19 protein-coding genes and 1 pseudogene are annotated in these 26,299 nt (G+C 51.5%); 2 read left to right on the top strand and 18 right to left on the bottom strand.

Annotated features, from left to right (window positions below; all coding sequences use genetic code 11):
• Window positions 1-257 precede the first annotated feature (257 nt).
• Genes mukB through cmoM form a run of 4 tightly spaced genes read right to left on the bottom strand, consistent with a single transcriptional unit; the run spans window position 258 to window position 7,507 of the window.
• A complete protein-coding gene (mukB, locus tag FFT88_RS19790; RefSeq protein ID WP_135404491.1) occupies window positions 258-4,718 on the bottom strand; it encodes a chromosome partition protein MukB in 4,461 nt (1,486 codons plus the stop codon).
• The gene (gene mukE / locus FFT88_RS19785) at window positions 4,718-5,422 is read right to left on the bottom strand and encodes a chromosome partition protein MukE (RefSeq protein ID WP_001602111.1); all 705 of its coding nucleotides are present in this window, start codon (window positions 5,420-5,422) and stop codon (window positions 4,718-4,720) included. The genes mukB and mukE overlap by 1 nt, the downstream gene beginning before the upstream one ends.
• On the bottom strand, window positions 5,403-6,725 hold the full coding sequence (gene mukF, locus FFT88_RS19780; RefSeq protein ID WP_130205341.1) for a chromosome partition protein MukF: 1,323 nt from the start codon (window positions 6,723-6,725) through the stop codon (window positions 5,403-5,405). The genes mukE and mukF overlap by 20 nt, the downstream gene beginning before the upstream one ends.
• Window positions 6,722-7,507, bottom strand: coding sequence for a tRNA uridine 5-oxyacetic acid(34) methyltransferase CmoM (cmoM, locus tag FFT88_RS19775; protein ID WP_130258243.1), 786 nt, complete (start codon window positions 7,505-7,507; stop codon window positions 6,722-6,724). Before cmoM ends, mukF begins: the two co-directional genes overlap by 4 nt.
• A 135-nt stretch (window positions 7,508-7,642) precedes the next feature.
• On the opposite strand from cmoM, the gene elyC reads away from it, so the two are divergent.
• Window positions 7,643-8,422 (top strand): envelope biogenesis factor ElyC, encoded by a 780-nt coding sequence (gene elyC, locus FFT88_RS19770; protein ID WP_135404492.1) that lies wholly within the window; start codon window positions 7,643-7,645, stop codon window positions 8,420-8,422.
• Here elyC and FFT88_RS19765 read toward each other — a convergent pair.
• The 14 genes and pseudogenes from FFT88_RS19765 to FFT88_RS19700 all read right to left on the bottom strand — a co-directional run bounded on the left by FFT88_RS19765 (window position 8,399) and on the right by FFT88_RS19700 (window position 24,277).
• Window positions 8,399-9,292, bottom strand: a complete 894-nt coding sequence (locus FFT88_RS19765) for a YcbJ family phosphotransferase (RefSeq protein ID WP_130205335.1) — start codon at window positions 9,290-9,292, stop codon at window positions 8,399-8,401. The two genes, elyC and FFT88_RS19765, sit on opposite strands and share 24 nt — an antisense overlap.
• A gap of 154 nt (window positions 9,293-9,446) precedes the next feature.
• On the bottom strand, window positions 9,447-10,193 hold the full coding sequence (gene kdsB / locus FFT88_RS19760; protein WP_064528339.1) for a 3-deoxy-manno-octulosonate cytidylyltransferase: 747 nt from the start codon (window positions 10,191-10,193) through the stop codon (window positions 9,447-9,449).
• Window positions 10,190-10,372, bottom strand: a complete 183-nt coding sequence (ycaR, locus tag FFT88_RS19755; RefSeq protein ID WP_000350058.1) for a protein YcaR — start codon at window positions 10,370-10,372, stop codon at window positions 10,190-10,192. Before ycaR ends, kdsB begins: the two co-directional genes overlap by 4 nt.
• 51 nt (window positions 10,373-10,423) lie before the next feature.
• Window positions 10,424-11,656 carry a crosslink repair DNA glycosylase YcaQ gene (gene ycaQ / locus FFT88_RS19750; protein WP_135404493.1) on the bottom strand — a complete coding sequence of 411 codons (1,233 nt, stop codon included), beginning with the start codon at window positions 11,654-11,656 and terminating at the stop codon, window positions 10,424-10,426.
• 36 nt (window positions 11,657-11,692) lie between these two features.
• Window positions 11,693-12,679: a tetraacyldisaccharide 4'-kinase gene (gene lpxK / locus FFT88_RS19745; RefSeq protein ID WP_135404494.1), complete on the bottom strand. Its 987-nt coding sequence runs from the start codon at window positions 12,677-12,679 to the stop codon at window positions 11,693-11,695.
• Complete coding sequence (gene msbA / locus FFT88_RS19740; protein WP_130205329.1) at window positions 12,676-14,424, bottom strand: lipid A ABC transporter ATP-binding protein/permease MsbA; 1,749 nt, start codon at window positions 14,422-14,424, stop codon at window positions 12,676-12,678. Before msbA ends, lpxK begins: the two co-directional genes overlap by 4 nt.
• A gap of 36 nt (window positions 14,425-14,460) precedes the next feature.
• A pseudogene (locus tag FFT88_RS19735) lies at window positions 14,461-16,724 on the bottom strand (ComEC family protein).
• 205 nt (window positions 16,725-16,929) lie between these two features.
• Window positions 16,930-17,214, bottom strand: a complete 285-nt coding sequence (ihfB, locus tag FFT88_RS19730; protein WP_000167336.1) for an integration host factor subunit beta — start codon at window positions 17,212-17,214, stop codon at window positions 16,930-16,932.
• Between the two features lie 159 nt (window positions 17,215-17,373).
• A complete protein-coding gene (rpsA, locus tag FFT88_RS19725; RefSeq protein ID WP_000140327.1) occupies window positions 17,374-19,047 on the bottom strand; it encodes a 30S ribosomal protein S1 in 1,674 nt (557 codons plus the stop codon).
• A gap of 110 nt (window positions 19,048-19,157) precedes the next feature.
• Complete coding sequence (gene cmk / locus FFT88_RS19720; RefSeq protein ID WP_000125014.1) at window positions 19,158-19,841, bottom strand: (d)CMP kinase; 684 nt, start codon at window positions 19,839-19,841, stop codon at window positions 19,158-19,160.
• Between the two features lie 172 nt (window positions 19,842-20,013).
• Complete coding sequence (gene ycaL, locus FFT88_RS19715) at window positions 20,014-20,778, bottom strand: metallopeptidase YcaL (RefSeq protein ID WP_130205325.1); 765 nt, start codon at window positions 20,776-20,778, stop codon at window positions 20,014-20,016.
• 165 nt (window positions 20,779-20,943) lie between these two features.
• The gene (gene aroA / locus FFT88_RS19710; RefSeq protein ID WP_135404495.1) at window positions 20,944-22,227 is read right to left on the bottom strand and encodes a 3-phosphoshikimate 1-carboxyvinyltransferase; all 1,284 of its coding nucleotides are present in this window, start codon (window positions 22,225-22,227) and stop codon (window positions 20,944-20,946) included.
• 70 nt (window positions 22,228-22,297) lie between these two features.
• Window positions 22,298-23,386, bottom strand: coding sequence for a 3-phosphoserine/phosphohydroxythreonine transaminase (serC, locus tag FFT88_RS19705; RefSeq protein WP_022645462.1), 1,089 nt, complete (start codon window positions 23,384-23,386; stop codon window positions 22,298-22,300).
• A gap of 198 nt (window positions 23,387-23,584) precedes the next feature.
• A complete protein-coding gene (locus tag FFT88_RS19700; protein ID WP_130205321.1) occupies window positions 23,585-24,277 on the bottom strand; it encodes a DUF421 domain-containing protein in 693 nt (230 codons plus the stop codon).
• A gap of 129 nt (window positions 24,278-24,406) precedes the next feature.
• On the opposite strand from FFT88_RS19700, the gene ycaO reads away from it, so the two are divergent.
• Window positions 24,407-26,167 carry a 30S ribosomal protein S12 methylthiotransferase accessory factor YcaO gene (gene ycaO, locus FFT88_RS19695; protein WP_135404496.1) on the top strand — a complete coding sequence of 587 codons (1,761 nt, stop codon included), beginning with the start codon at window positions 24,407-24,409 and terminating at the stop codon, window positions 26,165-26,167.
• The last annotated feature ends 132 nt before the right edge of the window (window positions 26,168-26,299 follow it).

Here is a 26,299-nt window from a genome sequence, read left to right as displayed (position 1 = left end):
CCCTTGCCCCCTGTTTTTATCATACTCTGAATAGCCAGGCTGTTTTATCTTAACTGCCTTTACAACGCCAATACTCATGAAAGTATGACGAGCAAGCCTGTTACTTATCAAGCTTACCTTCAGTATATAAACGTCGGTACGTTTTTACACAACCTAATGTAAAGAAGTTTAAAGAAAAGCGCGCCATAATGCGGCATTTTTTTAGTGCAGAAACGGAGTTTTTCGAAAAAAAAGGCGGCATCGCTGCCGCCTTGAACTTAACTTGCCTGAGAAGGCGCTTCATCTGTTCCTGGAAGCGTTTCAGGGAGTTGCGGCGCAAATCCTCGCAGGCCGACTACGTGAACGTGTTCGGTATTCTGGAAGACTTTACGCACCAGTTTATAGGTGGTGCCTTTCTCCGGGCTGATATTTTCAGGTGCCGCGATGATGAGCTGCATTTGCAAACGCTCACACAATTCAAACAGCGTGGCGATGGAACGGGCATCCAGTCGCGCAGCTTCATCGAGGAATAGCAGACGGCAAGGAGAGATATCTTTACCGCGCAGGCGGCGAGATTCATCTTCCCAGCTCTGTACTACCATCACCAGAATCGACATACCCGTACCGATAGCCTCACCGGTCGACAGTGCGCCAGACTCCGCGCGCAGCCAGCCATCGGAACCACGGTTAACCTCAACTTCCATCTCCAGGTAGTTACGGTAATCCAGAAGTTCTTCACCAATGGTCTGCGGCGTGCGCTGGCCCATATCAATTTGTGGGTTAAGTCGCTGATACAGTTTTGCCAGAGCTTCCGAGAAGGTCAGGCGGTTGCTCTTGAACAGATCCTGATGTTGCTCATGCTGTTCTGAAAGCACGTCAAGCAGCATGGCGTGGGTTTCACGCACGTTCACGTTCAGACGCACGCTGTTCACCTGACCGAACGATACGCTCTGCAAGCCCTGGTTGAGCATGCGGATACGGTTCTGTTCGCGCTGAATGGTTTTGCGAATGATGTTCGCCACACTGCGGGAGCTGATCGCCAGTTTCTGTTCGCGAGAAGTTAACTCTTCGGTCAGACGGCTAAGTTCGATTTCCATCTGCTCGATAGCTTCCACCGGATCATCGGTACGAATAATATCCTGGCGAATACGTTCGCGCAGATGCTGATAAACCGCCACGAAGAACTGGATTTTGCGCTCAGGTCGTTTTGGATCTTCCGACATGCGCAGCACGTCGCGCAGATGTTCGTTATCCGCCACCGCCAGACGCAGCGCACCTAAGGCCTTATCCGACATGGAACGTAAATCATCGGCAGAGAGATAAGCCAACTCACGACGGTGTAAGCGGCGTTCAACGCCATTATCTTTCACCATGCGCATGACTGCACACCAGCCCGCTTTGGCGGTCACTACCTGCTCGCGCATCTCGAAGTAATCACGCTCCAGCTTGCGCAGTTTGCGGGTCAGGTTGTCCATCTCCGCTTCGCAGAAGGTCAGCGCTTTTTCCAGTTGATTGCGGCGTGAACGGTTATTGCTCAGTTGCGCATGCAATTCGTCACGACGAATACGCGCCCGCTCTTCTGCCCCGCTATCGGCGCGCACGCCGATATCCTGCAGTTCACGTTGCAGATCGTTGAGCAGCTCTTTTTTGGTGTCGTAAGAACTTTTCAGCGAAGCCAGTACCTGGTTGTACTGACTCAACTGCGCAGCGTGGCCGCGCAACGCTTCACGAGCACGAGTACGTTCCGCTTCCGCCTGCTCCAGACGTTCGCGCAGTTTTTCGTTGAGATCGCTGTTCCCACTAAGCATTTCTGCCGAGTCAGAGTAGCTAAAGTGCGCACGACGCTGCACCACTTCAGTCAGGGCAAATGCCTGTTGACGGGCATCGCGCTGCATCTGCTGAGAATACGCGTAATCTTCTTTTAACTGTTCGAACTGTTCCGGGTCGCTCTGCAACACAGAAACGATCGGCTCCAGTTTCGCCAGTTGGTTGCCAAACTGCTGAACAAAACGCGCAGCTTCCTGAGCTTCATCAAGACGTTCGCGAATTTCATCGACACGATCCGCCAGTGAGTCATCCGCTAACAGGTTGAGACGCGGCAGGATACGGTTCAGTGCCGCAACGCCCTCTTTCGCCTGCTCAAACTGAATTCGCTGCTGCTGGTTATCATTTTCATGATTACTCAACGCCCGCTCCAGTTCGACACGACGGCTGTTCAGTTGGCGAATTTCGGCTTCCGGATCAGACTCAAACGCCACTGCCAGATGGCTGCCAATAAAGCGGCTGAATGCCTGATGCAGTCGCTGGGTTTTCTGAACATCAAAGGAGAGCGTAGCAAAGCGTTCAGAGAGCAATTCGCGCTCGGCGTGCAGGCTTTCGATCCGGCTTTCACGCGCCGCGCGACCAAACAGCGGCACTTCCGGGAAACGTGAATAACGCCACTGACGCTCGGCGGTTTTCACCACCACCGCTTTTTCCAGCTCATCGACGTTGAACACGCTATCATCGAACGACTGCGGATCTCCCTCGATCAAGTAGAGATCTTCCGGGCAATCGGTTAAGCCTTCCAGCTGTTCGGCCACCTGTGACAGATCCGGCACCACAATGGCGTGGCGAGACGGGCCATACAACGCCGAGAAGTACGGCGCATCGTCCAGGCTAACGTCGTCATAAATTTCTGACAGCAGCACGCCGCCAAAGCGTTCCGCCAGCGCATTCAGACGCTGGTCTTCGGAGCCGCCTGGCTGGCTTAAACGTTCGATCTCTTCATCGACAGCGTTTTTGCGCGCGCCCACTTCATCACGTTCAACAATCGCTTCGCGCTCACGCTCCAGCAGTTGTTGCAGATATTCGGTGACGTCCTGGCTGCAGGTGAACTCTTCACCGCACTGCTCGCTCAACTGATTGAGGCTGTTTTGCGCTGCCAGCCAAACCGGCGCACGCTGCATCAGGCTCTGAATACGGGATTGCAGCTGTTCCTGTTCCTGACGCAGTGCCATACGCTCTTCACGGGCGTTGGAAACGCTGTCAGAAAGAGAGGCAATACGCGCTTCCAGTTCCTGATGCAGGGCTTCCAGTTCGTCGATATCAAAATTCTTGCCCTGACGTTTGCAGAAATCTGCCAGCAGACGCTCAGCTTCTTGCTGCTCGCGCAGACGCTGTTCCAGTTCGCTTAAACGCATCCGCAGTGGCTGAACCTGCTCTGCCAGGTGACGCTGATCGACCCCTTCGCGCAGCAGTTCGCGGGCGACATCCCACGCCTCGTTACGCGCCAGCGGACCGTTGATTGCAACCACCAGCTGATAAGCCTGCTCAAACTGGCTGTGCGCGGTTTGCGCCATGCTCATTTTCTGCTCAAGAGAGAGCATTTTTTCAGTCGCTTCCAGCTCTTTCGCCTGGAAGGTTTCCAGCCATTCGGCGGCGCTGTCGGCGGTTAAGTCTGGCAGATGGCACAGTTCTTTGGCACGATTAAGCGCAGCAATCGCCTGGTTGTACTGGATCGCGCGCGTTTGCTGGACGTCCAGCGCCTGCTGGTAGTCGGCAAGCTGGCTTTTCAGCTCGTCCACTTCCAGTTCGGCGGCTTCTGCGCGCGCTTCGTTCTCTTCCTGGCTTTCGATGGCTTCTGCCACCACTTCGTTTTGCTCTTCCAGACGGATCTGCAGCTCATCGAGATCCGCTTCGTAGCGTTCGATCTTCTCCTGCTGACGCAGTGCGGTTTGCACCAGGTTCAGGTGATCGCTGGCCGCCTGATAATCCGCTTCCAGATCGCCCTCGGCACCGTTGTGCTCTGCCAGTTCACGCGCCATATCGACGTGTTTGTACTGCTCCGCCGCCAGTTGCTGACGCGAAGTATGTAGTTCGCGACGAAACTCCAGCGCTTTATCGAGATGGACACGGCGCTCGTTGGCGTGACGCATGTAGTCCGCTGCCACGTAGTTGGTGGCTTCGCTGATCAGATGCTTAAACAGGTCACGGTCAGACTGGGTGACGCGAATCGCTTCCAGCGTCATGCGGTTTTCGCGCAGCGCCGCTTCCATGTCCTGGAACGCTTTACGCACGCCGCTGTTTTCCGGCAACAGGTAGTCGCGCAGAGAACGGGTAATGGCGCTGGAGATCCCGCCATACAGCGAGGCCTCGATCAGACGATAGAATTTACTACGATCAGACGCTGAGCGCAGACGACGCGCGATGATGCCCAGATCGAACATCAGCGAGTGGTAATCGGTAATGGAGTTGAACTGTTTAAACTGCACGCCTTCCATCGCCTCGAGCTTGTCTTTCAGCTCGTTAAGCGGCAGCACGCGCGCCTGACGTTCGTTCAGGGATTCGGTCACCAGCTGTGTCGGCTGCACCGACATCGGCAGTCCCTGAATGGCAAACGGCTTGATATCCACTTTACGATCGCGTCCGGCAACCTGTTGCAGACGCACACCGACCACCACGCGCTGGTGGCGCGAGTTAATGGTGTCGAGCATCGAATAACAGACACCCGCTTTCAGCTTACCGTGCAGACCTTTATCGCGCGAACCACTGGTAGCCCCGGCTTCCGTGGTGTTACGGAAATGCAGCAGGGTCAGGTCGGGAATGAGCGCCGTAACAAACGCCGCCATAGTAGTGGATTTGCCCGCCCCGTTACCGCCGGAAAGCGTCGTAACCAGCTCATCCAGGTCAAAAGTTCGGGCAAAAAAGCCGTTCCAGTTAATCAGCGTCAGTGAGCGAAATTTACCGCGTTCAATCATTATTCTTCCTCTCCGCTATCTGGCTGACTCTCTTCGGTTTCGTCATTGAGTTGCAGGTGATTTTCAATCGGCATTGCTTCACCATCGCGAATCAGACGACGTTGTGCTTCACGCGGATCGTCGCCCGCACGCACATCGGCACCAAAGCGGAACACCGATTCGGTAATGCGGAACTTGCTGCTGTCGTGGCCCATAAACCACACCATGCCTAAGCGACGCAGACGGTTGAGCGAAGAGCGTACTTTTTCCTGCAACTTCTGGCGGTCAACGTCTGAACCGGTAGAACGATTGTTCACCAGTTTCAGCAATTTTGCTTCATCGGCCAGGGTGAGCAGTTCGTCATACAGTTCCTGCTGGGTAAAGATCCCCTCGTTGGCCAGCCGTTCCGGGCTGAGATAGAGATAACAGAGGATTTTCCCGACCATCATGTCCAGTTCAGACAATACAGAACGTGGGATGATGGTGGTGGAACGTGGACGTAAATAGAAGAAACCTTCCGGCGCGCGGATTAACTCCACGTTATAACGCGCGTAAAACTCTTCCAGATATTCCTGAAAATCCATCAGGAAAGCATGATTATCCAGTTCGTCGAGGCCAATATGGCGGCCTGAACGTAAGGCGCTATCCAGCGCCGGAAATAACGGATTCGCCAGCGCCTGCGCCAGCTTAACCGGCATCACTTGTTCAATATTTGTCGATGACATGCGCCTGTACCTTGGCTCCGTAATCATTAATCGGCTGCCATTTCGCTGGCAGTCCGGTGAAGTCTGCTTGCGCTACGCCGAGGCGTACCGCCTGATCAATAACAATGCGCGCGACGTCAAAGTGACGCGCACGCGGATACTGCGCCAGATATTCGCGTACCACCAGACCAAGATCCAGCGGTACTTGTCTGGTTTTATAGACGGCGAGCTGCTCTTCGATAATCGCGGCGAGTTGTTCGCGGATCTCGTTAAACTCTTCGTACTCTAAATCTGGCGGAAGTTCCCCGGTCACTTCTTCATCGCGCAGTGCCATCTCTTCGTCACGCATATCCAGCAGACGATCGGCATTGGCGTAAGTCAGCGCCCACGGCTCATCAAAATAGGTTTGTACCGACTGACGTAAACGCTGGGCAAAGACGCGGTTTTTATCCATATCGATAGCGGTACGAATAAATTTGTGTACGTGGCGATCGTAGCCAATCCACAAGTCGATGGATTGCTGGCCCCAGCTGATAATACGATCGAGCTTGCTTTGCAGATCGAACACCAGACGATCGACAAAATGCAGGTCGTCATGGGTCATCGTCGCATCCTGAATGCGCAACAGGTTGGCCTGCAACTTGTCGCCTGCTGCTTCCAGCGTATCCTGCAATTCACGCAGCGTTCCGGAAGTTTCTGAAAGCAACAATTCACAGCTGGAGATCGCCGCCCGCCAGTCTTTATTCAGCAACTGAGCGATATCGTCCTTCACCTGCTGCTGCTGTTCGTCCATCAGACGTTGCGTCAGGTCGATACTGTCGAAAATTTCCGCTACCGAATATTTCAGCGGCGCATAGACGTTGCGGTGCCAGTGAAATTCATCACCGCCCTCTTCGGCGGCATCGGCGGCACGTTTTAACTCACCCGCCACAATCGACAACTGCATAGAAAGGCGCAACGTAGAAAACTCGCGCTGACGGATGTAGTAGTCAGTAATGCCGATGCCGAGCGGCGTCAGGCGATAAATAGCATTCCCTTCCGCCTGCTCGCTGGTAAAGCGGTTCAGCAGACGTTGACGTACCATATCGTTGATCGCGTTGTTGGCGCGCACGCCGATGGTTTCGCTGGTTTGCTCAAACGCATCACTCACATGGCGGAACGCATCCACCAACTCGCCTTCACTCATCTCACCATCAAGACGCTCGCCATTCAGCGTGGCAACCGCCAGCAGAAAAGAGAGTCGGTCTACCGGCAGCGAGATGGAGAAGTCATTTTTTCTGGCCCAGGCAACCAGTTCGGGGACTGTCTGGGATAATTCACTCATACTTTATCCTTGCTCTGCGGTTTGTGCGCGGTGACATGAATATAACGCCCCAGGTTAATATACGGTTCCTGACGGCAATAACGCGTTTCTAATTCAAGTAATGCTTCATAGCTGTCGCGCTGTTGGTGCTTTTCACGCAGATAATCATGAAACACGCGAACGCCTGTCTTACCCATAATTTGCCAACCAGCTTCTTCCAGCCACAGATAAACCTGTGCCGGGTCGCGTGGATAATCTGGCGAAAGCGTCCGTTTTTTCTTTTTCGGCATTCCCGCCTGCACGTAATCAAAATTCCCGGCGACCATGTTATGCATCAGCAAGCCGTGCGCATTGTAGAACATTAATGACAACACGCCGCCTGGACGCAACACTGACCACAGGGTCTGCAATACGCTGCGGGGATCGGCCACCCACTCCAGCACCGCATGGAACAATATCAGATCAACGGGCGTTTCCAAATGTGAAGCAACATCCTGAGCGGCGCAATGTATAAATTGCATGTTGTCGCTCACACCTTTTACTTCTGCCGCCTGTTTTGCGCGGTCGATCATCTGCGCAGAGAGATCGCATAAAATGACCTGATGCCCGCGCTCGGCCATTTTGATTGCGGTCTGCCCTTCTCCACCGCCAGCATCCAGCACACGCAGTTTTTGCGGGCCCATTTCCGCCAGCACGCGATCGAGATCCTGCCACAGAATAGCCTGTCGAAGCTGCCCTTTGGTGGTGCCGTAAATGTTACGGGAAAACTTTTCCGCAATATCATCAAAATTGCGATCCTGCATTGCTTTCTCCACCGGTTGGCTAAGACGTTTTCTGATAAAGACGCTATTTTGTCACAGCCACGGCGAGAATGAACCCGTCTGGTGTAATATCGCTGGCGATCCCTTGCTATATGGTCAAAAAAGGAACCAGAAAGGATGCTTTTTACACTGAAAAAAGTGATTGGCGGCATGCTGCTGCCACTTCCGCTGATGTTGTTGATTATTGGTGCTGGCCTGGCGCTGCTGTGGTTTAGCCGTTTTCAAAAAACCGGGAAGATTTTTATTAGCATTGGGTGGCTGGCGCTCTTGTTATTGAGTTTGCAACCGGTAGCCGACCGCCTGCTGCGTCCCATCGAAAGCACCTATCCGACATGGAATAATGCGCAAAAAGTGGACTATATCGTGGTGCTCGGAGGTGGTTATACCTGGAACCCACAGTGGGCACCGAGCTCTAATTTAATCAATAACAGTTTGCCGCGCCTGAATGAAGGTATTCGCTTATGGCGCGAAAATCCGGGATCAAAGCTGATCTTCACGGGAGGCGTAGCAAAAACCAATACGGTGAGTACAGCGGAAGTAGGTGCCAGAGTGGCGCAATCGCTGGGTGTCCCACGCGAGCAAATTATCACACTGGATTTACCAAAAGATACCGAAGAAGAAGCTGCCGCAGTGAAACAGGCGATTGGCGATGCCCCTTTCCTGCTGGTGACATCTGCGTCTCATTTGCCACGCGCGATGATCTTTTTTCAGCAGGAAGGGCTAAATCCGCTGCCAGCCCCGGCGAACCAGTTAGCAATCGACTCGCCGCTTAATCCTTGGGAACGGGCAATCCCGTCTCCGGTCTGGTTGATGCATAGCGACCGCGTTGGCTATGAAACGCTTGGCCGCATCTGGCAGTGGCTAAAAGGTTCGTCAGGCGAGCCACGGCAGGAGTGATTTAGTCGCCAGATCAAAGTTGCTACGGTTAAACCGCCCGGTATTGACCAGTTGTGCAACTTCATCCCATAACACATACAGCCAACGCCGCCAGATGAAAGACTCCGCCACTGGCGCGCGTTGCAGGTAACTCCAGAGCAAATCTTCCGCCAGGGTGTTATCCATCAACCGGAATAATTCATACTCACGCGGCGCCCAGAGCATTAACCCCGGTCCGACCATCGCCAGGAGCTGATCGCTACGGGAATCTTTCAGCATGCTACGCAAACAGAAATTGCCGTGAATCAGCACACAATTATCGTTAAAACCTTCAAACAACACCGGCAGACATTCACGAGTGCGAAACAGAATCCGCTTATCCTGCATGGTTAAACCTGTGTTATTGAACTGATTGAGCGTCGCCCACAGCATTTCAACGTGCTGACGATACCAGGAAGGCCAGAAATTTTCCTGAGTATTGTCAACCGCGCCAACACATCCGCGGCTGTCCTGACGGTGCCAGGCCAGCAACGCTTCAACAATTTGATCTTTCAGATGTTCCCAGCGCTCTGGCGTTCTTGCGGGAGCTTCCACAGAAACACCGCGCATCCGCTCCAGCAACAAGACATCGGGACCGGGATGTTCTTCATGCGTCATCACGCCATAGATAGTCGGCATGCGAACAGTCCCGCTCCGAGCCAGCATGGTGGTTTTCCATGCCAGCTGTCTGGCCTGCCCCGGGGTAGAAAAACTTCGCGCCATGAGCGGCATCGGGTTTCCCTGGCTGTCATACAACGCCCACAGAGTTGTGTCTGCTTTTTCATTCACACACTCTATACGACTCAATCTTTCGCCCAGTAAATGGCTTAGTTCGGCACGCAGCTGTTCCATTCAGATTACCCTCATAAAAGCTACTGCTTTCATAATGAGCGCCAATGTAAAAGATGTCACCTGAATGAGATCAATTGTTGAAGGGAAAAAATGAAGAGAATCGTAACGCTACGACACTCCTCCCAAAATTGAGATGGAGTGTCGTGGGGAAAAATTAAGCCATTTCAGCGCGAACACGCTCAAGATCTTCGGGAGTATCTACACCGGTGCCAGGAACCTCCTGGGCGACAGCAACATGGATTTTTTCTCCATACCACAGCACACGAAGCTGTTCTAACATTTCGATATGTTCTAACGGGCTTGGCTGCCAGTTAACATAGCGGCGGATAAAACCTGCACGATAGCCATAAATGCCGAGATGGCGCAGAAAGTTATCTCCTACGGTTTCCAGACCTTTCGCAAAACGGTCACGATCCCACGGAATAGTGGCACGCGAGAAGTAGAGCGCATAACCTTCGGCGTCGAGAACAACTTTAACCGCATTCGGGTTAAAGGCTTCTTCCGCACTGTGGATAGGCACAGCCAGGGTCGCCATTCCAACCTGACGCTGGGCAAGGTTATCGGCAACCTGACGAATGATTGTCGCGGGGATCATCGGTTCATCCCCCTGCACATTCACAATCACCGTGTCGTCGCTGAACGCGCATTTTTCGACAACTTCCGCCAGGCGTTCTGTACCTGACTGGTGATCTGCACGCGTCATGCATACTTCACCGCCAGCAGCTTCAACAGCGCGGGCGACATCCTCATGATCGGTTGCGACGATGATGCGCTCGGCACCTGATTCGCGCGCGCGTTCGAGTACATGAACAATCATGGGTTTGCCGTTAATATCGACCAGCGGCTTACCTGGCAGACGCGTGGAAGCATAGCGCGCGGGAATAATGACCACAAAACTCATGATTTACTCTCATCAGCAGTCAGCACGCGGGCTTCCGTTTCCAGCAGCACTGGAATGCCATCGCGCAGCGGAAAAGCCAGGTTGTCCAGTTTGCAAATAAGCTCTTGTTTTTCCTGGTTATACCAAAGTTTGCCATTGCAAACCGGGCAGGCAATGATTTCAAGCAGACGATGATCCATAGTTCCTCCAGATGGATCGGGTTATGAATGCATAAATCTTATCATAATCATTTATGCGTCGGGGTCTATTTCCCAGCCGGTGCGGCAATCAGTAAAGAAACCGTGCGGGCAGCGCCCTATTGTTACTCGCGTTGCCTGCTGCCAGTGAGCAAAATCAGTAATCGCCTGACGCAGCCCTTTTTGAAGGGTCACTGTTGGTTTTACCCCATCCTGTAACCAGAGAGAGAGCACTTCAAAGATGCCAGTCTGGCGATGCATCTTAGAATCCATTCGCCCAACTAATTGCCCACGATGCAATAACGGTAAAACGAAATAACCATACTGGCGTTTGGGCGCTGGCGTGTAGCACTCCAGCCGGTAGCTAAAATCAAAAAGTTGCTCTGCCCGTTTACGATCCCAGACAACAGGATCAAAAGGCGAAAGTACCGCGCTGTGCGTTGCAGTGAGCTTTCCGGCGAGCGCACGTTCGAGTTGCGGCAGCAAATCAGCATGCAGCCAAAGATTACCCAATTTTTCAACATGCACAGCAATGATTTGCTGCTGTTCAGCCCTCGCTTCGCGCCACACTGCCAGCGCCGGACGTTTCAGCCGGTAGTAATCCGCCAGCCACTGTTCGCGAAATATTCCCAGGCTGCGCGCACTGTTATCCAGCATGATGATTTCTGCTTCTGTTTGCGAAACGAGATCGCGCTCATCATCCCAGTCAGGCATGACACGGTGGGTTAAATCATAAACGCGCTGGAAGTTGCGCCGTTCAATCACCATCACCTTTCCGGCGGTAAAGAGCCCTTCCAGATGCCGTTTATGCGGCTTCCATTCCCACCAGCCGCTCGCCCCTTTACGAGGATGCTCAAAATCGGCTGAACGTACCGGCCCCTTATCATGAATATGCTGAATTAACTGTGCAATTTCCGCCGCATGTTCCTGCATCCAGGCATCTCTGTATTTCCAGCCCATTTTTTCAGGTGCCAGCATGCGGTGGCGAATAAGACGAAAATCGCTACGCGGCATAAAGCAGGCTTCATGCGCCCAGTATTCCATTAATTCGCCACACGCCAGAGACTCATCCAGCCACTGCGCAGGATAATTTCCCAGACGACTGAAAAGCACCAGATATGGACTACGGGCAACAATATTGATGGTATCGATTTGCAGCAAGGACATGCGGGAGATCGTTGCCGGAATATCCTCCAACGACGCTCGACGGCGGGGTTTGTTTAACAGGCCTTGCGCGGCAAGGTGAAGATTACGCGCATCAGCAAGGGAGAGGTGCGGCAGCGACATTCATGACTCCATCAATCGAACGCTGCCGCGGCGTAACTAGTTGCCAGAAGCCAGCGAGGTTAGTTGCGCAAGCAGTTTCGCTGGTTCATCACCTGAAAGCTGTGCGTCTACAGGCAAATACCACCAATTTTCTTCTGCAAAGGCCCGGCATTTCACCGCATCTTTTTCTGTCATTACCAGCGTTTGCCCGGCGCTTACCAACGCGCTGACATCCGCATGGTTCAAAGACTGATGATCGGCCAGCGGTACACATTTTTCCGGTTGTACGCCGCACATCTTCAGCGTGGCAAAAAAGCGCGGCGGATGCCCAATCCCCGCCATCGCCACCACATGTTCAAGCTGAGCAACGTCACAACGCGTACCGGTACGTAACTTCACCGCCTGACCCGGCAGCAGATGCATGGGGATTTCACCGCTGCGGGGGACACCGCCGTTGACGATTACCGCATCAACCGATTTTAAGCGCCCCGCGCGCTCGCGCATTGGCCCCGCAGGCAACCACCAGCCATTGCCAAAGCGACGCACGCCATCGATGACGACGATTTCCACATCACGCGCCAGACGATAATGCTGTAAACCGTCATCAGTCACGATAATCTGCACATCGGGATATTGCGCCAGAATGGCTTTTACCGCATCTGAACGGACAGGAGAAACTGCAACAGGTGCACCCGTACGCTGATAAATCAGCACCGGTTCATCGCCCGCCTGTGCGGTGGTGGTATCTGCCGACAATAACAGCGGATACGACTCAGCTTTACCGCCATAGCCCCGGGACACTACGCCAACACGAATACCGCGTGTTTGTAGTTGTTCCACCAGCCAGACAACCACCGGAGTTTTTCCGTTGCCGCCTGCGGTGAGATTACCAACCACGACAACCGGTACGGGGGCACGCCAGGCGCGCTTCAGTTTTAGTTTATAGCAAAGACGGATAACGCCACTCACCAGACCATACAGCCAGGAGAGTGGCAGCAGTAGCCGCCACAAAGGCGACTCGCCAGACCAGATTTTTTCGATCATTGGCCAAACTGCATTTTATGAAGTTGTGCGTAGACTCCACGGTGCTCTAGCAAATCGTTATGCGTACCGCGTTCCACAATGATCCCGTCCTCGACGACCACAATTTCGTCTGCCTTTTCAATGGTAGACAAGCGGTGGGCAATCACCAGAGAGGTACGGTTTTTCTGCAACTCGTCCAGCGCCGCCTGAATCGCGCGTTCGGATTCGGTGTCCAGCGCCGAGGTGGCTTCATCCAGAATCAGAATTGGGCTATCACGCAGCAAGGCACGGGCAATGGCAATACGCTGGCGCTGACCGCCAGAGAGCAACACGCCGTTTTCACCAATCACCGTATCAAGACCGTTATCCATCTTATTGATAAAGTCCATGGCATAGGCCATACGTGCCGCTTCTTCAATCTGCTCACGGCTGTACTGTTCAGTACGGGCGTAAGCAATGTTGTTGGCAACCGTGTCATTAAACAGATGGACATTCTGCGACACCAGAGCAACCTGGTTACGTAAAGACGCCAGGGTATACTCGCGCAGATCGTGACCATCCATCAGGATCTCGCCTTCATCGATATCATAAAAACGGGTGATCAGGCTGGCGATGGTCGATTTACCCGACCCCGAACGCCCTACCAAAGCCACTGTTTTCCCTGCCGGGATCTTCAGGTTGATATTACGCAGCGCAGGGACTTCACGCCCTGGATAGGTAAAAGTGACATTGCGGAATTCAACGTCACCAGTAGCACGCTCAATCTCGCGTTTACCTTCGTCTTTCTCCTGTTCACTATCCAGAATGGTAAACAGCGTCTGACATGCTGCCATCCCGCGTTGGAACTGGGCGTTAACGTTGGTCAGCGATTTCAGCGGACGCATCAGTGCAATCATCGAAGAGAAGACGACAGTAATCGTACCGGCTGTCAGGCTATCCATCACGCTTGGGAAGCTCGCAGCGTAGAGAACAAATGCCAGTGCCAGAGAGGCGATCAGCTGAATGATCGGGTCAGAGATGGAAGAAGCAGAAACCATCTTCATCCCCTGCAAACGCATCTTGTTGCTGACCTTATCAAAACGCTTTGTTTCTACTTCCTGGCCGCCAAAAATCAATACTTCTTTGTGGCCTTTCAGCATCTGTTCAGCACTGGTGGTCACCTGCCCCATGGTGTTCTGCATGTTTTTACTGATGCTGCGAAAACGCTTCGACACGATACGAATCGCAATCGAGACAATCGGCGCCAGCACAATCAAAATGATCGACAGCTGCCAGCTGTAATAGAACATCATGGCGAACAGACCGATAATGGAAGCACCTTCACGCACCACCGTAATCAGCGCGCCGGATGACGACGAAGCAACCTGTTCAGAATCGTAAGTAATACGTGAAAGCAGTGTCCCGGTTGACTGTTTGTCAAAAAATGACACTGGCATTCCCATCATGTGGCCGAACAGACGTCGACGCATGGTCATGACCACTTTTCCTGATACCCAGGAGATACAGTAGCTGGAGATATAACTGGTGATACCACGTAAAATCATCAGGCCGATAACCACCAGCGGCATCCACATCAGCACGGAGCGATCTGTTTTACCAAAGCCATCATCGAGAAGCGGCTTAAGGAGCGATAACATGAAGGTATCGCTGGCTGCGTTGAGAATTAACGCTATGCCCGCCACGATCAGACCCGCTTTAAAAGGCGCAATGGTTGGCCACAGTCGGCGGAATGTCTGCCACGTAGAGAGATCTTTGTCGTTATGCATTCAAAAAACCAGCATTTGTTGAAATAGCCGCATATTCTACCCGTTATCCACTGGCACGCCAAACCACTGATGATACCAACGAGGTAAAATTTGCTCCCTTAAGCTGCTCACCCGCCAACCTTGCGCTGAAAAATAGACCGTTATTTGCCCCTGATGTGGGGTGTCAATCCATTGATATCCTTGTAGTTGATAGCGAAGTTTGACTTTACTGGAGGGTAATCGCCATGCGTTATAGCGCGATGCCGATGCCAGTGCCATTTTTCCATTTACCCGCTGAATCAATGGCACTGATGACGAGGTATTACTACCGTGATGGGGTACCTGAATCAAAGTTGCCTGAACCTGTTGCCAGTAATGACTTAGCATTTTTTGTTCAGCGGGGGCTTCAATATCGCCAGTCAAAAGAATGCTATGTGTTCCATCATCAACCTTAATCACACAGGAATGGTTATTTCCCTTTTCGTTACTCCCTTGCAAAGGCCAGTGCACGCTAAACTGCAATCCTTGCCACTGCCACGCTTCGCCACGCACGCAGGCTGATGATGCACCCAGTTTAAGGGGCTTCTTACCCATAACGTCGGCCAGGCATGTAATATCGAGTCCAGTCCACCCCGATGATCAAGATGTTCATGACTAAGAATAACGCCTACCGGTTCAAGGTCATGCCAGCGGAGCCAGGGAATAATCAGTTGTTGCCCACTGTCCCCCTCCGGCCAGGCGAGCCCTGTATCATAGAGAACCGCTTTACCGTTTCGAGCGATCACCATTGCCAGCCCTTGCCCGACATCAAGCATATAAACCTGCCACTCATCAGACCGTGGTTTTTGCCACAGTGGCCAACACATTATAATTCCTCCAGCCATACACACCGCAGGCAACGTTTGCCATGCGTTTAGTCGCCATATCACCAGTAATAACCAGGGCGAAAATGATAGCCATTGCCAACGTTCAGCAATGCTTATCCACCCTTCAGGCAAACTCTTTAACCCCCAAAAAAGTAAAGCTAAGGACCGATCGGCAAGAAACCATAACCCTTGTTCCAGGATTAATGGCCCGCTTAAATGCACAACCATCGCGGCGAGGATCAACGGAACCGAAATAAATGTCACTAAGGGAATAGCGAACAAATTTGCCATAAATGAAGTCAGACTAATGCCATGAAATATGACTATTTGCACCGGCATTAGCAGGAGTGTTATACCAAGTTGCAGATGGATAAGTGAAACAATAGATTGCAATACAGGCGGCAATGGCCAGACTGGGCAGGGAAACCACTGATACCAAAATATCAGCGCTGCCACCGCTGCGGCAGAGAGCCACAAACTTTGCGAGAGGATAGCGACAGGATCCATCAGCAGAATTGCTGCCAGGCAGCATATCCACACATCCCAACCACTCCATTGCCGGCCGCTCAATTTGAGCGCTCCCCAGGTCGCAAGCGCCACCACGGTACGCAATGCAGGCGGCTGCATACCGGTAAGCCAGGCATAAAAAGCAGCGCAGCAAACTCCACCGATTAATGGCATCTGCCAGTAAATCCAACGCCCGGGGAGGAAAATTTGCCCGCCACGAATTAGCCCCGCAGCCAGTAATGCTGCAAAAGCGATGTGTAAACCCGATATCGCCATTAAATGTGCCGTACCGGTATCGCGCATTATATTTTTAATTTCTTTAGATACCGATAACCGTTCACCCATTCCTAAGCCAAGCATCACCGTCTGCCATGAATACGGCTGCAGCGTCGTTTGCAGGGATGCCAGATATTGCGCACGTAGGCTACAACCTGGTTCAATGACGCTTGCTTGCAGAAAACGTCCGGTAAGTGGCTGATGCTGGGCAATGGCATAACGCTGGCTGTCAAAGCCGCCATCATTAAGTTGACCATGAACAGCACGCACTTTCAGTTTCATCGACCATCGTTGCCCGGCGCATACCGATTGTGGCAAATATTCGCCATATAGCGCGATGCCTGGCGCGGGAAATAACCGCCGCCCTTGTAGATGAGTAATTTGCCCGTAATGCGTGGTCATGCCGTCAGTGGCGGTAATCTCGACGACTGCATCCTGCGTCGCGCCAGTTAAGTTTTCTCCTGCCCACAGAATTTGCTTCGCCGCCAACACGCCCCAAAGAAAAAACAGCAATGTCAGCGTGAAATAACGGACGACTTTAACAGGAATAAATGCCAGTACGCAGACGAATACAGTCAGACTCGCGAGAGTTAATGTCCCAGGCAACTGCGGCAAAATCAGCAGCGGAAAAATCCCGCAAATTATGCACAGGCTAACCGTCGTTATTTTCATGCACTCCTCCCTGTTTTTGGAAAGTGTGCAACTTTGTTGAGTAGTTGTCTGGCGGGAGTTTTGCGTTGCCCGAGGCACGTTCAGAAGAATTTAGCAGGATGATGAAAACTGTACACAACTCTGCGAGACAGCTTCCAGAACCATATTGCAGAAATGAAAAAAGCACCCGTCAGGTGCTTTTTCCGCGTTCAAGTTTTACTAAAACTTAACCGTAAATATTGGCGCGATCGCGCAGTTCTTTACCAGGTTTAAAGTGAGGAACGTATTTTCCTTCCAGCTCTACTTTATCGCCAGTCTTCGGATTACGTCCGGTACGCGGTGCGCGGTAGTGCAAAGAGAAACTGCCGAAACCGCGGATTTCAATACGCTCGCCCTGCGCAAGAGTCGAGGCCATATGCTCCAGCATCTCTTTTACTGCATCTTCAACCGTCTTGGCGGGAATGTGCGATTGCTGGGTGGCAAGTCTTTCTATCAATTCTGACTTGGTCATGATTCCTCCGGTTCCTTAAAGGCAAATTTAACGGCTGCTGTTGCTGCATTGATTAAGGGCGGCCGTAGCCGCCCTTAGTGCTTGATTACAGGACGAAACCTGCAATCTGTCAAGTAAACTCAGCAAACTTCGGAATAAAAATCCCGAAGAGTCAGAGAATTACTCGCCTTTAGCTGCTTTGAAAGCTTCAGCCATTGCGTTGTTGGAGAAGTTTGCATCTTCCTGTTTGTTAACAGTTGCGATTGCATCTTTCTCGTCAGCTTCGTCTTTCGCACGAACAGACAGGCTGATTGCGCGGTTTTTACGATCAACGCCAGTGAATTTAGCTTCAACTTCGTCGCCAACGCTCAGAACCAGGGTAGCGTCTTCAACGCGGTCACGGGATGCTTCAGAAGCACGCAGGTAACCTTCAACGCCGTCAGCCAGTTCTACGGTTGCGCCTTTAGCGTCAACTGCAGTTACTTTACCGGTTACGATAGCGCCTTTCTTGTTCAGAGCAACCCAGTTGTTGAACGGATCTTCTGCGAGCTGTTTAACGCCCAGGGAGATACGTTCACGTTCTGCGTCAACCTGCAGAACAACTGCAGCGATTTCGTCGCCTTTTTTGTATTCACGAACTGCTTCTTCGCCTGCAACGTTCCAGGAGATGTCAGACAGGTGAACCAAGCCGTCGATGCCGCCGTCCAGGCCGATGAAGATACCGAAGTCAGTGATAGACTTGATTTTACCTTCAACACGGTCGCCCTTGTTGTGGGTTTCCGCGAACTGCTGCCACGGGTTAGCTTTGCACTGTTTCAGACCCAGGGAGATACGACGACGTTCTTCGTCGATATCCAGAACCATAACTTCCACTACATCGCCAACGTTAACAACTTTGGACGGGTGGATGTTCTTGTTGGTCCAATCCATTTCGGAAACGTGTACCAGGCCTTCAACGCCTTCTTCGATTTCAACGAAGCAGCCGTAGTCGGTCAGGTTGGTCACGCGACCAGTCAGTTTGGTACCTTCCGGATAACGTTTAGCGATAGCTACCCACGGATCTTCGCCCAGCTGTTTCAGGCCCAGGGATACACGGGTACGTTCGCGGTCGAACTTCAGCACTTTAACAGTGATTTCGTCGCCCACGTTGACGATTTCGCTCGGATGCTTAACGCGTTTCCAGGCCATGTCAGTGATGTGCAGCAGGCCGTCAACGCCGCCCAGATCAACGAATGCACCGTAGTCAGTGAGGTTCTTAACGATACCTTTAACTTCCATGCCTTCCTGCAGGTTTTCCAGCAGCTGATCGCGCTCTGCGCTGTTTTCGGATTCGATAACGGCACGACGAGAAACAACAACGTTGTTGCGCTTCTGATCCAGCTTGATTACTTTGAATTCAAGCTCTTTGCCTTCCAGGTGCAGAGTGTCACGCACCGGACGAACGTCTACCAGAGAACCTGGCAGGAACGCACGAATACCGTTCAGCTCAACAGTGAAGCCGCCCTTAACTTTGCCGTTGATAACACCGGTAACAGTTTCAGCATCTTCGTAAGCTTTTTCCAGCGTGATCCAGGCTTCGTGACGTTTAGCTTTCTCACGGGACAGCAGAGTTTCACCGAAGCCGTCTTCTACTGCGTCCAGAGCAACGTCAACTTCGTCACCTACCTGGATTTCCAGTTCGCCCTGGGCGTTTTTGAACTGCTCAGCCGGGATGGCAGACTCAGATTTCAGACCAGCGTCAACCAGTACTACATCTTTGTCGATAGCAACAACAACGCCACGAACGATAGAACCCGGGCGGGTTTCGATTTCTTTTAAGGACTCTTCAAAGAGTTGAGCAAAAGATTCAGTCATGTTTAATCTTCAGGTTTATATTTAACGTCCACCTGGCTCCGTGCCGGATGGGGTTGTTTAACATACCCGCTGTCATTCCATTGCAACGGGGGTACTGCAAATTCGGTCGCTTATGCGAGAGCCAATTTTTGGCGCGCGTAGTGTAACGCTTTTTCAATCACTTGCTCAATGCTTAAGGTGGTGGAATCCAAAACTAAAGCATCGGCTGCCGGAACCAAGGGCGCTACCGCGCGATTACGATCGCGGTCGTCGCGTTCTTTGATCTCGGCCAAAAGGCGCTCAAAGTTAACACTAAAGCCCTTCTCCTGCAACTGTAGCATGCGGCGATGCGCACGTTCTTCCGAGGAGGCGTCAAGGAAAATTTTTACTGGCGCATCAGGGAATACCACTGTCCCCATATCGCGACCATCGGCGATCAAACCGGGTAACTCCCGGAATGCGCGTTGGCGACGCAATAATGCTTCACGAACGCGTGGGAATGCAGCGACTTGTGAAGCCGCATTCGCCACTTCCTGAGTACGAATTTCGCCGCTGACATCTTCCCCTTCGAGGATCACTTCCAGATTGCCATTGGTCGACACAAAACGTACATCCAGATGGGATGCCAGCGGCACCAGCGCATCTTCCGACGCAACATCAACATGGTGATGTAATGCCGCCAGTGCCAGTACGCGATAAATTGCACCCGAGTCCAGCAGATGCCATTGCAACGCTTCCGCCATAGCCTTACACAAGGTGCCTTTCCCTGCACCGCTTGGGCCATCAATGGTAATAACCGGGGCAATTGCCGTCATCTTTATCTCCTTAAAACAGGCGTACCGTTAACATAACCGCGCGCATTATACGCGTCGGCGCCACAAATCGTTAACGTTGTGTGCAAAAACCAGTTTTGTCTGTATTCAGATGGGGATTTATTGCGCAATTATAGCGGGCTGGCGAAAGACCAGCCCGAAAGATGACAATGATTTACTTACCGGAGGCGATACGATCGCGGATGTGCTGTGCACGCTCTGCTGATGGTGGATGAGAGTCAAACATAGATTGAGTACGACCACCATCCAGGCTGGCCAGTTTTTCAAAGCTACCGACCAGTCCCTGGGTGTTAATGCCACGTTTCTTCAGCAGATCAAAGGAGAAATCATCTGCTTCAGACTCTTTATCGCGGGAGTACTTAGCATTGATAGCGCCTTCTGCGATATCGCCCAGTTGCGAGCGAGAAAGCTGGGAAGCAACACCGCTGGTGGCGGAAATTGCATCGCGTGCGGCAACAATCGCATAAGATGCTTTCATTTCAGCCAGAGAGTGACCCAATGCAACGTGTCCCAGTTCATGACCCAGAACGCCTTCAATTTCGTTGTCGTTCATCATGTCCATCAGGCCACTGTAGACACGGACACAGCCGTTTGCCATCGCCCATGCGTTAACGTCGCTGGTCATATAAACCTTATAGTTAACCGGCGTACCGTTAATGTTGTTACCCAATGCTTTGGCGATTTTTGCCAGACGTTTACCGTACTTGCTGGATTTGCTTGCAACTTGATTGCCGCTGTCCATTTCGGTACAGCCCTGATTGGCAATGGCTTTTGCATCGGCGTCGCTTAACGTTGCAGCTTTATAGGCATTTAAACCGGAGCTGATAGCCATATTGGTATCAATACCGTGCGTATTTTGACACCCTGTCAGTAGTGCTGCAGAAGTCGCAATCGCCAGCAGTAATTTAGTATTCTTCATGTGAATCATCCGTTGATTAATCATATATAAATATTATGTATCAATAAGTTACATTGATAATCGACGTTACCACTGTTCAAAATGACTCACAAGGTCCGAAAAAAAAACGCCGGCAATGTGCCGACGTTTTTAGAAAGAAATATTTGTCTATTTATCGCCCGTTATTCAAGCTGGTTGGCTTATCCGCGCCAGTTGTTCGAAGTAATCCGGGAAGGTTTTAGCCGTACATTTGGGGTCAAGAATCGTCACTGGCGTATCTGACAATGCCACCAGCGAGAAACACATCGCCATCCGGTGATCATTGTATGTCGCGATCTCGGCAAAGTTCAGTTTTTCCGGTGGAGTTATGCGAATGAAATCGTGCCCCTCTTCAACTTCTGCACCGACTTTACGTAGCTCTGTTGCCATCGCGAACAGGCGATCCGTTTCTTTTACGCGCCAGTTATAAATATTGCGCAGCGTGGTTGTGCCTTTTGCAAATAACGCCGTCGTGGCAATGGTCATCGCCGCATCGGGAATATGGTTCATATCCATATCGATGGCGTTCAGTTCGCCACACGTGCAGGCAATATAATCATCGCCCCAGCTAATGGTCGCCCCCATTTTTTCCAGTACATCAGCAAATCGAATATCGCCCTGCATACTGTTGCGTCCAATGCCGGTCACTTTTACCGTGCCGCCTTTGATTGCTGCTGCTGCAAGGAAGTAAGAAGCTGAAGATGCATCTCCTTCGACCAAATAAGTACCCGGAGACTGATAAGACTGCCCCCCTTTTACGACAAATTGTTGATAGTGCTGATTTTCAATCTCAACACCAAACGTTTTCATCAGGTTGAGCGTGATATCGATATAAGGTTTAGAAACCAGATCGCCTTTAATACGAATAACTGTATCTTTCGGCGCAAGAGGCGCAGTCATTAACAGTGCGGTGAGGAACTGGCTGGAAACGGAGCCATCAACGTCAACGTTGCCGCCAGTAAAGCCGCCCTGTAAACGCAACGGCGGATAATTTTCTTGTTCCAGGTAAGTGATCTTCGCCCCGCCCAGGCGCAGCGCATCCACCAGATGACCAATCGGGCGCTCTTTCATACGCGGCTCACCGGTCAGCACAATATCATTGCTACCCAGACAAAGAGCTGCCGCCAGCGGACGCATTGCCGTTCCGGCGTTACCGAGGAACAACTCCAAGGCACCTTCTGCGTGTAATGGACCGCCGTTACCGATAATTTCGCAACGCGTACGATCGGCTGAAAGCGTATAGCTTACCCCTAACGCTGTTAATGCATTCAGCATATGGCGCACGTCATCGCTATCCAGCAGATTAGTTAATACTGTTTTGCCGTGTGCTAATGCCGCCAGCAATAAAGCGCGGTTAGAAACGCTCTTGGAACCAGGCAGATTAATAGTGCCATCGACACGGGCGATGGGGTGCAACGTCAGGGATTCCATGAACTCAACTCTCTACAACAGAAATAAAAACCCCACAGTCTGGCTGTGGGGATTACGCAAAATGTCGGCATTAGCCGTGACGACGTTCGAACTCAACCATGAAGTCTGTCAGTGCTTTAACGCCTTCCAGCGGCATGGCGTTATAAATAGAAGCACGCATTCCGCCGACCACACGGTGACCTTTCAGCGCATGTAAGCCCGCAGCGAAAGACTCTTCGAGGAACAATTTATCAAGCGCGCTATCCGCCAACTGGAACGGCACGTTCATCCGCGAACGGTTAGCTTTCGCCACATCATTGCGGTAGAAATCGCTGTTATCAATCACCCCATACAGCAGTTCTGCTTTTTGCTGATTGATCTTATCCATTGCAACCACACCGCCGTTCGCTTTCAGCCATTTGAAGACCAGACCAGACAGATACCAGGCAAACGTTGGCGGCGTGTTAAACATGGAGTCGTTATCGTTGAGGATGGAATAATCCAGAATCGACGGACAAGCGATATTCGCTTTGCCCAGCAAATCTTCACGAACGATGACGATTGTCAGGCCAGCCGGGCCGATATTTTTCTGTGCGCCAGCGTAAATTACGCCATAACGGCTGACATCAATCGGACGGGAAAGAATGGTTGAAGAGAAGTCGGCAGCGACCACCACATCTTTGCCGAAGTCTGGCGTTTCGTCGATGGCGATACCATCAATGGTTTCATTCGGGCAGTAATGCATATAAGCAGCATTATCAGAGAGCTGCCATTCACGCATTGGCTTAACCGCGCGCAGACCATCAACAGTCACTTTGGCGTCAAAGACATTAGGCGTGCAGTATTTTTTCGCTTCTTTAATGGCACTTGCCGCCCAGTAACCGGCATCAACATAATCTGCGGTGGTTTTATCACCAAGAATATTCAGCGGTACAGCAGCAAACTGACCGCGACCGCCGCCGTGGCAGAACAATACTTTGTAGTTGGAGGGGATATTAAGAAGATCACGAAAATCCTTCTCGGCTTCCTCTGCAACCTGAATGAACTCTTTGCCACGGTGACTCACTTCCATCACCGACGTACCAAGACCGTTCCAGTCGCGCAGTTCCTGTTGAGCCTGTTTAAGCACCTCTGCCGGCAGCATTGCCGGACCAGAACTAAAATTGAAGATTTGAGCCATTTCCCCTCACCACGTTGCGTTGCTATTAACCCGCGGTCAATCGATTGCGACCACAGGTAATACATTATTCCTGTGGCTATCGGTTTTATCATTCAGTGACACACATCGCAATGAGTAAAACCGTTGAGGGCAAAAATGTGGCTTGCATCACACAAAAGAATCTCTCGGATTATTAGCAAAAAGCCGATGTTTTTACTGTCAGGTCACCCGTTTTGCCCGACTTGCCTTCGTCCATTCTGGATTTGCACAGCGCGGACATAATTGTTTTTCCCCCGCGTTCATATGAATGATTTCACTGCAACGGATGCATGCATAGTCCGCCGACTCCGGCACCACTTTGTAACGCTGAGTACAGTCACTGGGTAAAATAAGTAAGCCTGGTTTTACTTTGTCATTTTCAAAGAAATAGACGCTAATTTGGCCATTGGTTTCGAGAATAGCCAGACGCACCTGCCCCAGTTGTTCCACGCCACGCAACCGTAGTTCCATAAAGAACTCAAATTCCGTCATGTTGGAGTTATTGAGTTTCGACCAAGCCAGCTCGCCATCTTCAATAATGACAACCGGTTTACCTTCCAGCAAATCTTCCAGTTTTTCACTGTGCGCCATCAACCACATTACCAGGCGGTATAACAACGCCAGAGTAATAAAGACGATAAGCACCGGGACCATCGGCACATCATCATAAAACGCCACATCCCCTGCCGCCGACCCCAGCGTCAGAATGATTAATACTTCAAATAGCGACATTTGCCGCACGCCGCGTCTCCCTGTCATTTTGAGGAACAAAAAGACCAACACAAAGGTATAGAGACTGCGTAGTGCAACTTCGCCAAGGAAATCAAAAGGCACTTTATCGAATGCCATACGGTGGAGATCGAACGCCTTCATTTTTATGCTCTTATCGTAGTTTATCCGCTAAAAGCATAGCTAACAGTTCATCAGCGTGGCGGCGGTGATAGCACCTTTGAGATAAAACCCGTATTATTGCGCGCTTTCCGTACGACTAAAGTGATTTTCATGACGCAAACATTTATCCCCGGCAAAGATGCCGCACTGGAAGATTCCATCGCTCGCTTCCAGCAAAAACTCTCCGACCTCGGTTTTCAGATTGAAGAAGCCTCCTGGCTGAATCCGGTCCCTAACGTCTGGTCTGTGCACATTCGCGACAAAGAGTGCGCCCTGTGTTTTACCAACGGCAAAGGCGCAACCAAAAAAGCGGCGCTGGCTTCTGCCCTCGGTGAATATTTCGAGCGTCTGTCTACCAACTACTTTTTTGCGGACTTCTGGCTGGGCGAAACCATCGCCAACGGTCCGTTCGTGCATTATCCCAACGAAAAATGGTTCCCACTGACCGAAAATGACGATGTGCCAGAAGGGCTGCTCGATGACCGTCTGCGCGCATTTTACGATCCGGAAAATGAACTGACCGGTAGCATGCTGATTGACCTGCAATCCGGTAACGAAGATCGTGGTATTTGCGGCCTGCCGTTTACGCGTCAGTCCGACAATCAGACCGTTTATATTCCGATGAATATCATTGGTAACCTGTACGTCTCCAACGGTATGTCCGCAGGTAATACCCGCAACGAAGCACGCGTTCAGGGATTGTCTGAAGTTTTCGAACGCTACGTGAAAAACCGAATTATTGCTGAAAGCATCAGCCTGCCAGAGATCCCGGCAGACGTGCTGGCGCGTTACCCAGCGGTGGTTGAAGCCATCGAAACACTGGAAGCAGAAGGTTTCCCAATCTTTGCTTATGATGGTTCGCTTGGCGGTCAATATCCGGTGATCTGCGTGGTACTGTTCAATCCAGCTAACGGCACCTGCTTTGCCTCTTTCGGTGCGCATCCTGATTTTGGCGTTGCTCTAGAACGTACCGTGACCGAACTGCTGCAAGGCCGCGGTTTGAAAGACCTGGATGTGTTTACTCCGCCAACATTCGATGATGAAGAAGTCGCTGAACATACCAACCTCGAAACGCACTTTATCGACTCCAGCGGTTTGATCTCCTGGGACCTGTTCAAGCAGGATGCCGATTATCCGTTTGTGGACTGGAGCTTCTCCGGCACCACGGAAGAAGAGTTCGCCACGCTGATGGCTATCTTCAAAAAGGAAGATAAAGAAGTTTATATTGCCGATTACGAGCATCTGGGTGTCTACGCTTGCCGAATTATCGTGCCTGGCATGTCCGATATTTATCCGGCTGAAGATTTATGGCTGGCAAATAACGGTATGGGCAGCCATTTACGGGAAACAATTCTGTCACTGCCCGGTAGCGAGTGGGAAAAGGAAGATTACCTGAACCTCATCGAGCAACTGGATGAAGAAGGTTTTGATGACTTTACCCGCGTGCGTGAGCTGCTGGGTCTGGCGACCGGACCGGATAACGGTTGGTACACCCTGCGTATCGGTGAATTAAAAGCCATGCTGGCGCTGGCTGGTGGCGATCTGGAACAGGCTCTGGTCTGGACCGAATGGACGATGGAGTTTAACTCATCAGTATTTAGTCCGGAACGCGCCAACTATTATCGTTGCCTGCAAACGTTGTTATTACTGGCACAGGAAGAAGATCGCCAGCCGCTGCAATATCTAAATGCGTTTGTTCGCATGTACGGCGCAGATGCCGTAGAAGCCGCCAGTGCGGCAATGAGCGGCGAAGCGGCGTTTTATGGCCTGCAACCAGTAGATAGCGATCTGCACGCGTTTGCTGCACATCAGTCGTTGTTGAAGGCCTACGAAAAGCTGCAGCGCGCCAAAGCAGCATTCTGGGCAAAATAAAATCAAATAGCCTACGCAATGTAGGCTTAATGATTCGTCTGAGTTATATTACGGGGCGTTTTTTTAATGCCCCGCTTTACATATATTTGCATTAATAAAATAATTGTAATTATAAGGTTAAATATCGGTAAT

Origin of the sequence: Escherichia sp. E4930 (assembly GCF_005845405.1) — a bacterium.
In the GTDB taxonomy this organism is placed as follows: Bacteria; Pseudomonadota; Gammaproteobacteria; order Enterobacterales; family Enterobacteriaceae; genus Escherichia.
This window is presented reverse-complemented; position numbering and strand designations above follow the sequence as displayed.

Excerpts from the sequence above, each read along its gene's own strand:
- mukB (WP_135404491.1), bottom strand. The coding sequence starts at position 4,718 with ATGATTGAACGCGGTAAATTTCGCTCACTGACGCTGATTAACTGGAAC.
- mukE (WP_001602111.1), bottom strand. The coding sequence starts at position 5,422 with ATGTCATCGACAAATATTGAACAAGTGATGCCGGTTAAGCTGGCGCAG.
- mukF (WP_130205341.1), bottom strand. The coding sequence starts at position 6,725 with ATGAGTGAATTATCCCAGACAGTCCCCGAACTGGTTGCCTGGGCCAGA.
- cmoM (WP_130258243.1), bottom strand. The coding sequence starts at position 7,507 with ATGCAGGATCGCAATTTTGATGATATTGCGGAAAAGTTTTCCCGTAAC.
- elyC (WP_135404492.1), top strand. The coding sequence starts at position 7,643 with ATGCTTTTTACACTGAAAAAAGTGATTGGCGGCATGCTGCTGCCACTT.
- FFT88_RS19765 (WP_130205335.1), bottom strand. The coding sequence starts at position 9,292 with ATGGAACAGCTGCGTGCCGAACTAAGCCATTTACTGGGCGAAAGATTG.
- kdsB (WP_064528339.1), bottom strand. The coding sequence starts at position 10,193 with ATGAGTTTTGTGGTCATTATTCCCGCGCGCTATGCTTCCACGCGTCTG.
- ycaR (WP_000350058.1), bottom strand. The coding sequence starts at position 10,372 with ATGGATCATCGTCTGCTTGAAATCATTGCCTGCCCGGTTTGCAATGGC.
- ycaQ (WP_135404493.1), bottom strand. The coding sequence starts at position 11,656 with ATGTCGCTGCCGCACCTCTCCCTTGCTGATGCGCGTAATCTTCACCTT.
- lpxK (WP_135404494.1), bottom strand. The coding sequence starts at position 12,679 with ATGATCGAAAAAATCTGGTCTGGCGAGTCGCCTTTGTGGCGGCTACTG.
- msbA (WP_130205329.1), bottom strand. The coding sequence starts at position 14,424 with ATGCATAACGACAAAGATCTCTCTACGTGGCAGACATTCCGCCGACTG.
- ihfB (WP_000167336.1), bottom strand. The coding sequence starts at position 17,214 with ATGACCAAGTCAGAATTGATAGAAAGACTTGCCACCCAGCAATCGCAC.
- rpsA (WP_000140327.1), bottom strand. The coding sequence starts at position 19,047 with ATGACTGAATCTTTTGCTCAACTCTTTGAAGAGTCCTTAAAAGAAATC.
- cmk (WP_000125014.1), bottom strand. The coding sequence starts at position 19,841 with ATGACGGCAATTGCCCCGGTTATTACCATTGATGGCCCAAGCGGTGCA.
- ycaL (WP_130205325.1), bottom strand. The coding sequence starts at position 20,778 with ATGAAGAATACTAAATTACTGCTGGCGATTGCGACTTCTGCAGCACTA.
- aroA (WP_135404495.1), bottom strand. The coding sequence starts at position 22,227 with ATGGAATCCCTGACGTTGCACCCCATCGCCCGTGTCGATGGCACTATT.
- serC (WP_022645462.1), bottom strand. The coding sequence starts at position 23,386 with ATGGCTCAAATCTTCAATTTTAGTTCTGGTCCGGCAATGCTGCCGGCA.
- FFT88_RS19700 (WP_130205321.1), bottom strand. The coding sequence starts at position 24,277 with ATGAAGGCGTTCGATCTCCACCGTATGGCATTCGATAAAGTGCCTTTT.
- ycaO (WP_135404496.1), top strand. The coding sequence starts at position 24,407 with ATGACGCAAACATTTATCCCCGGCAAAGATGCCGCACTGGAAGATTCC.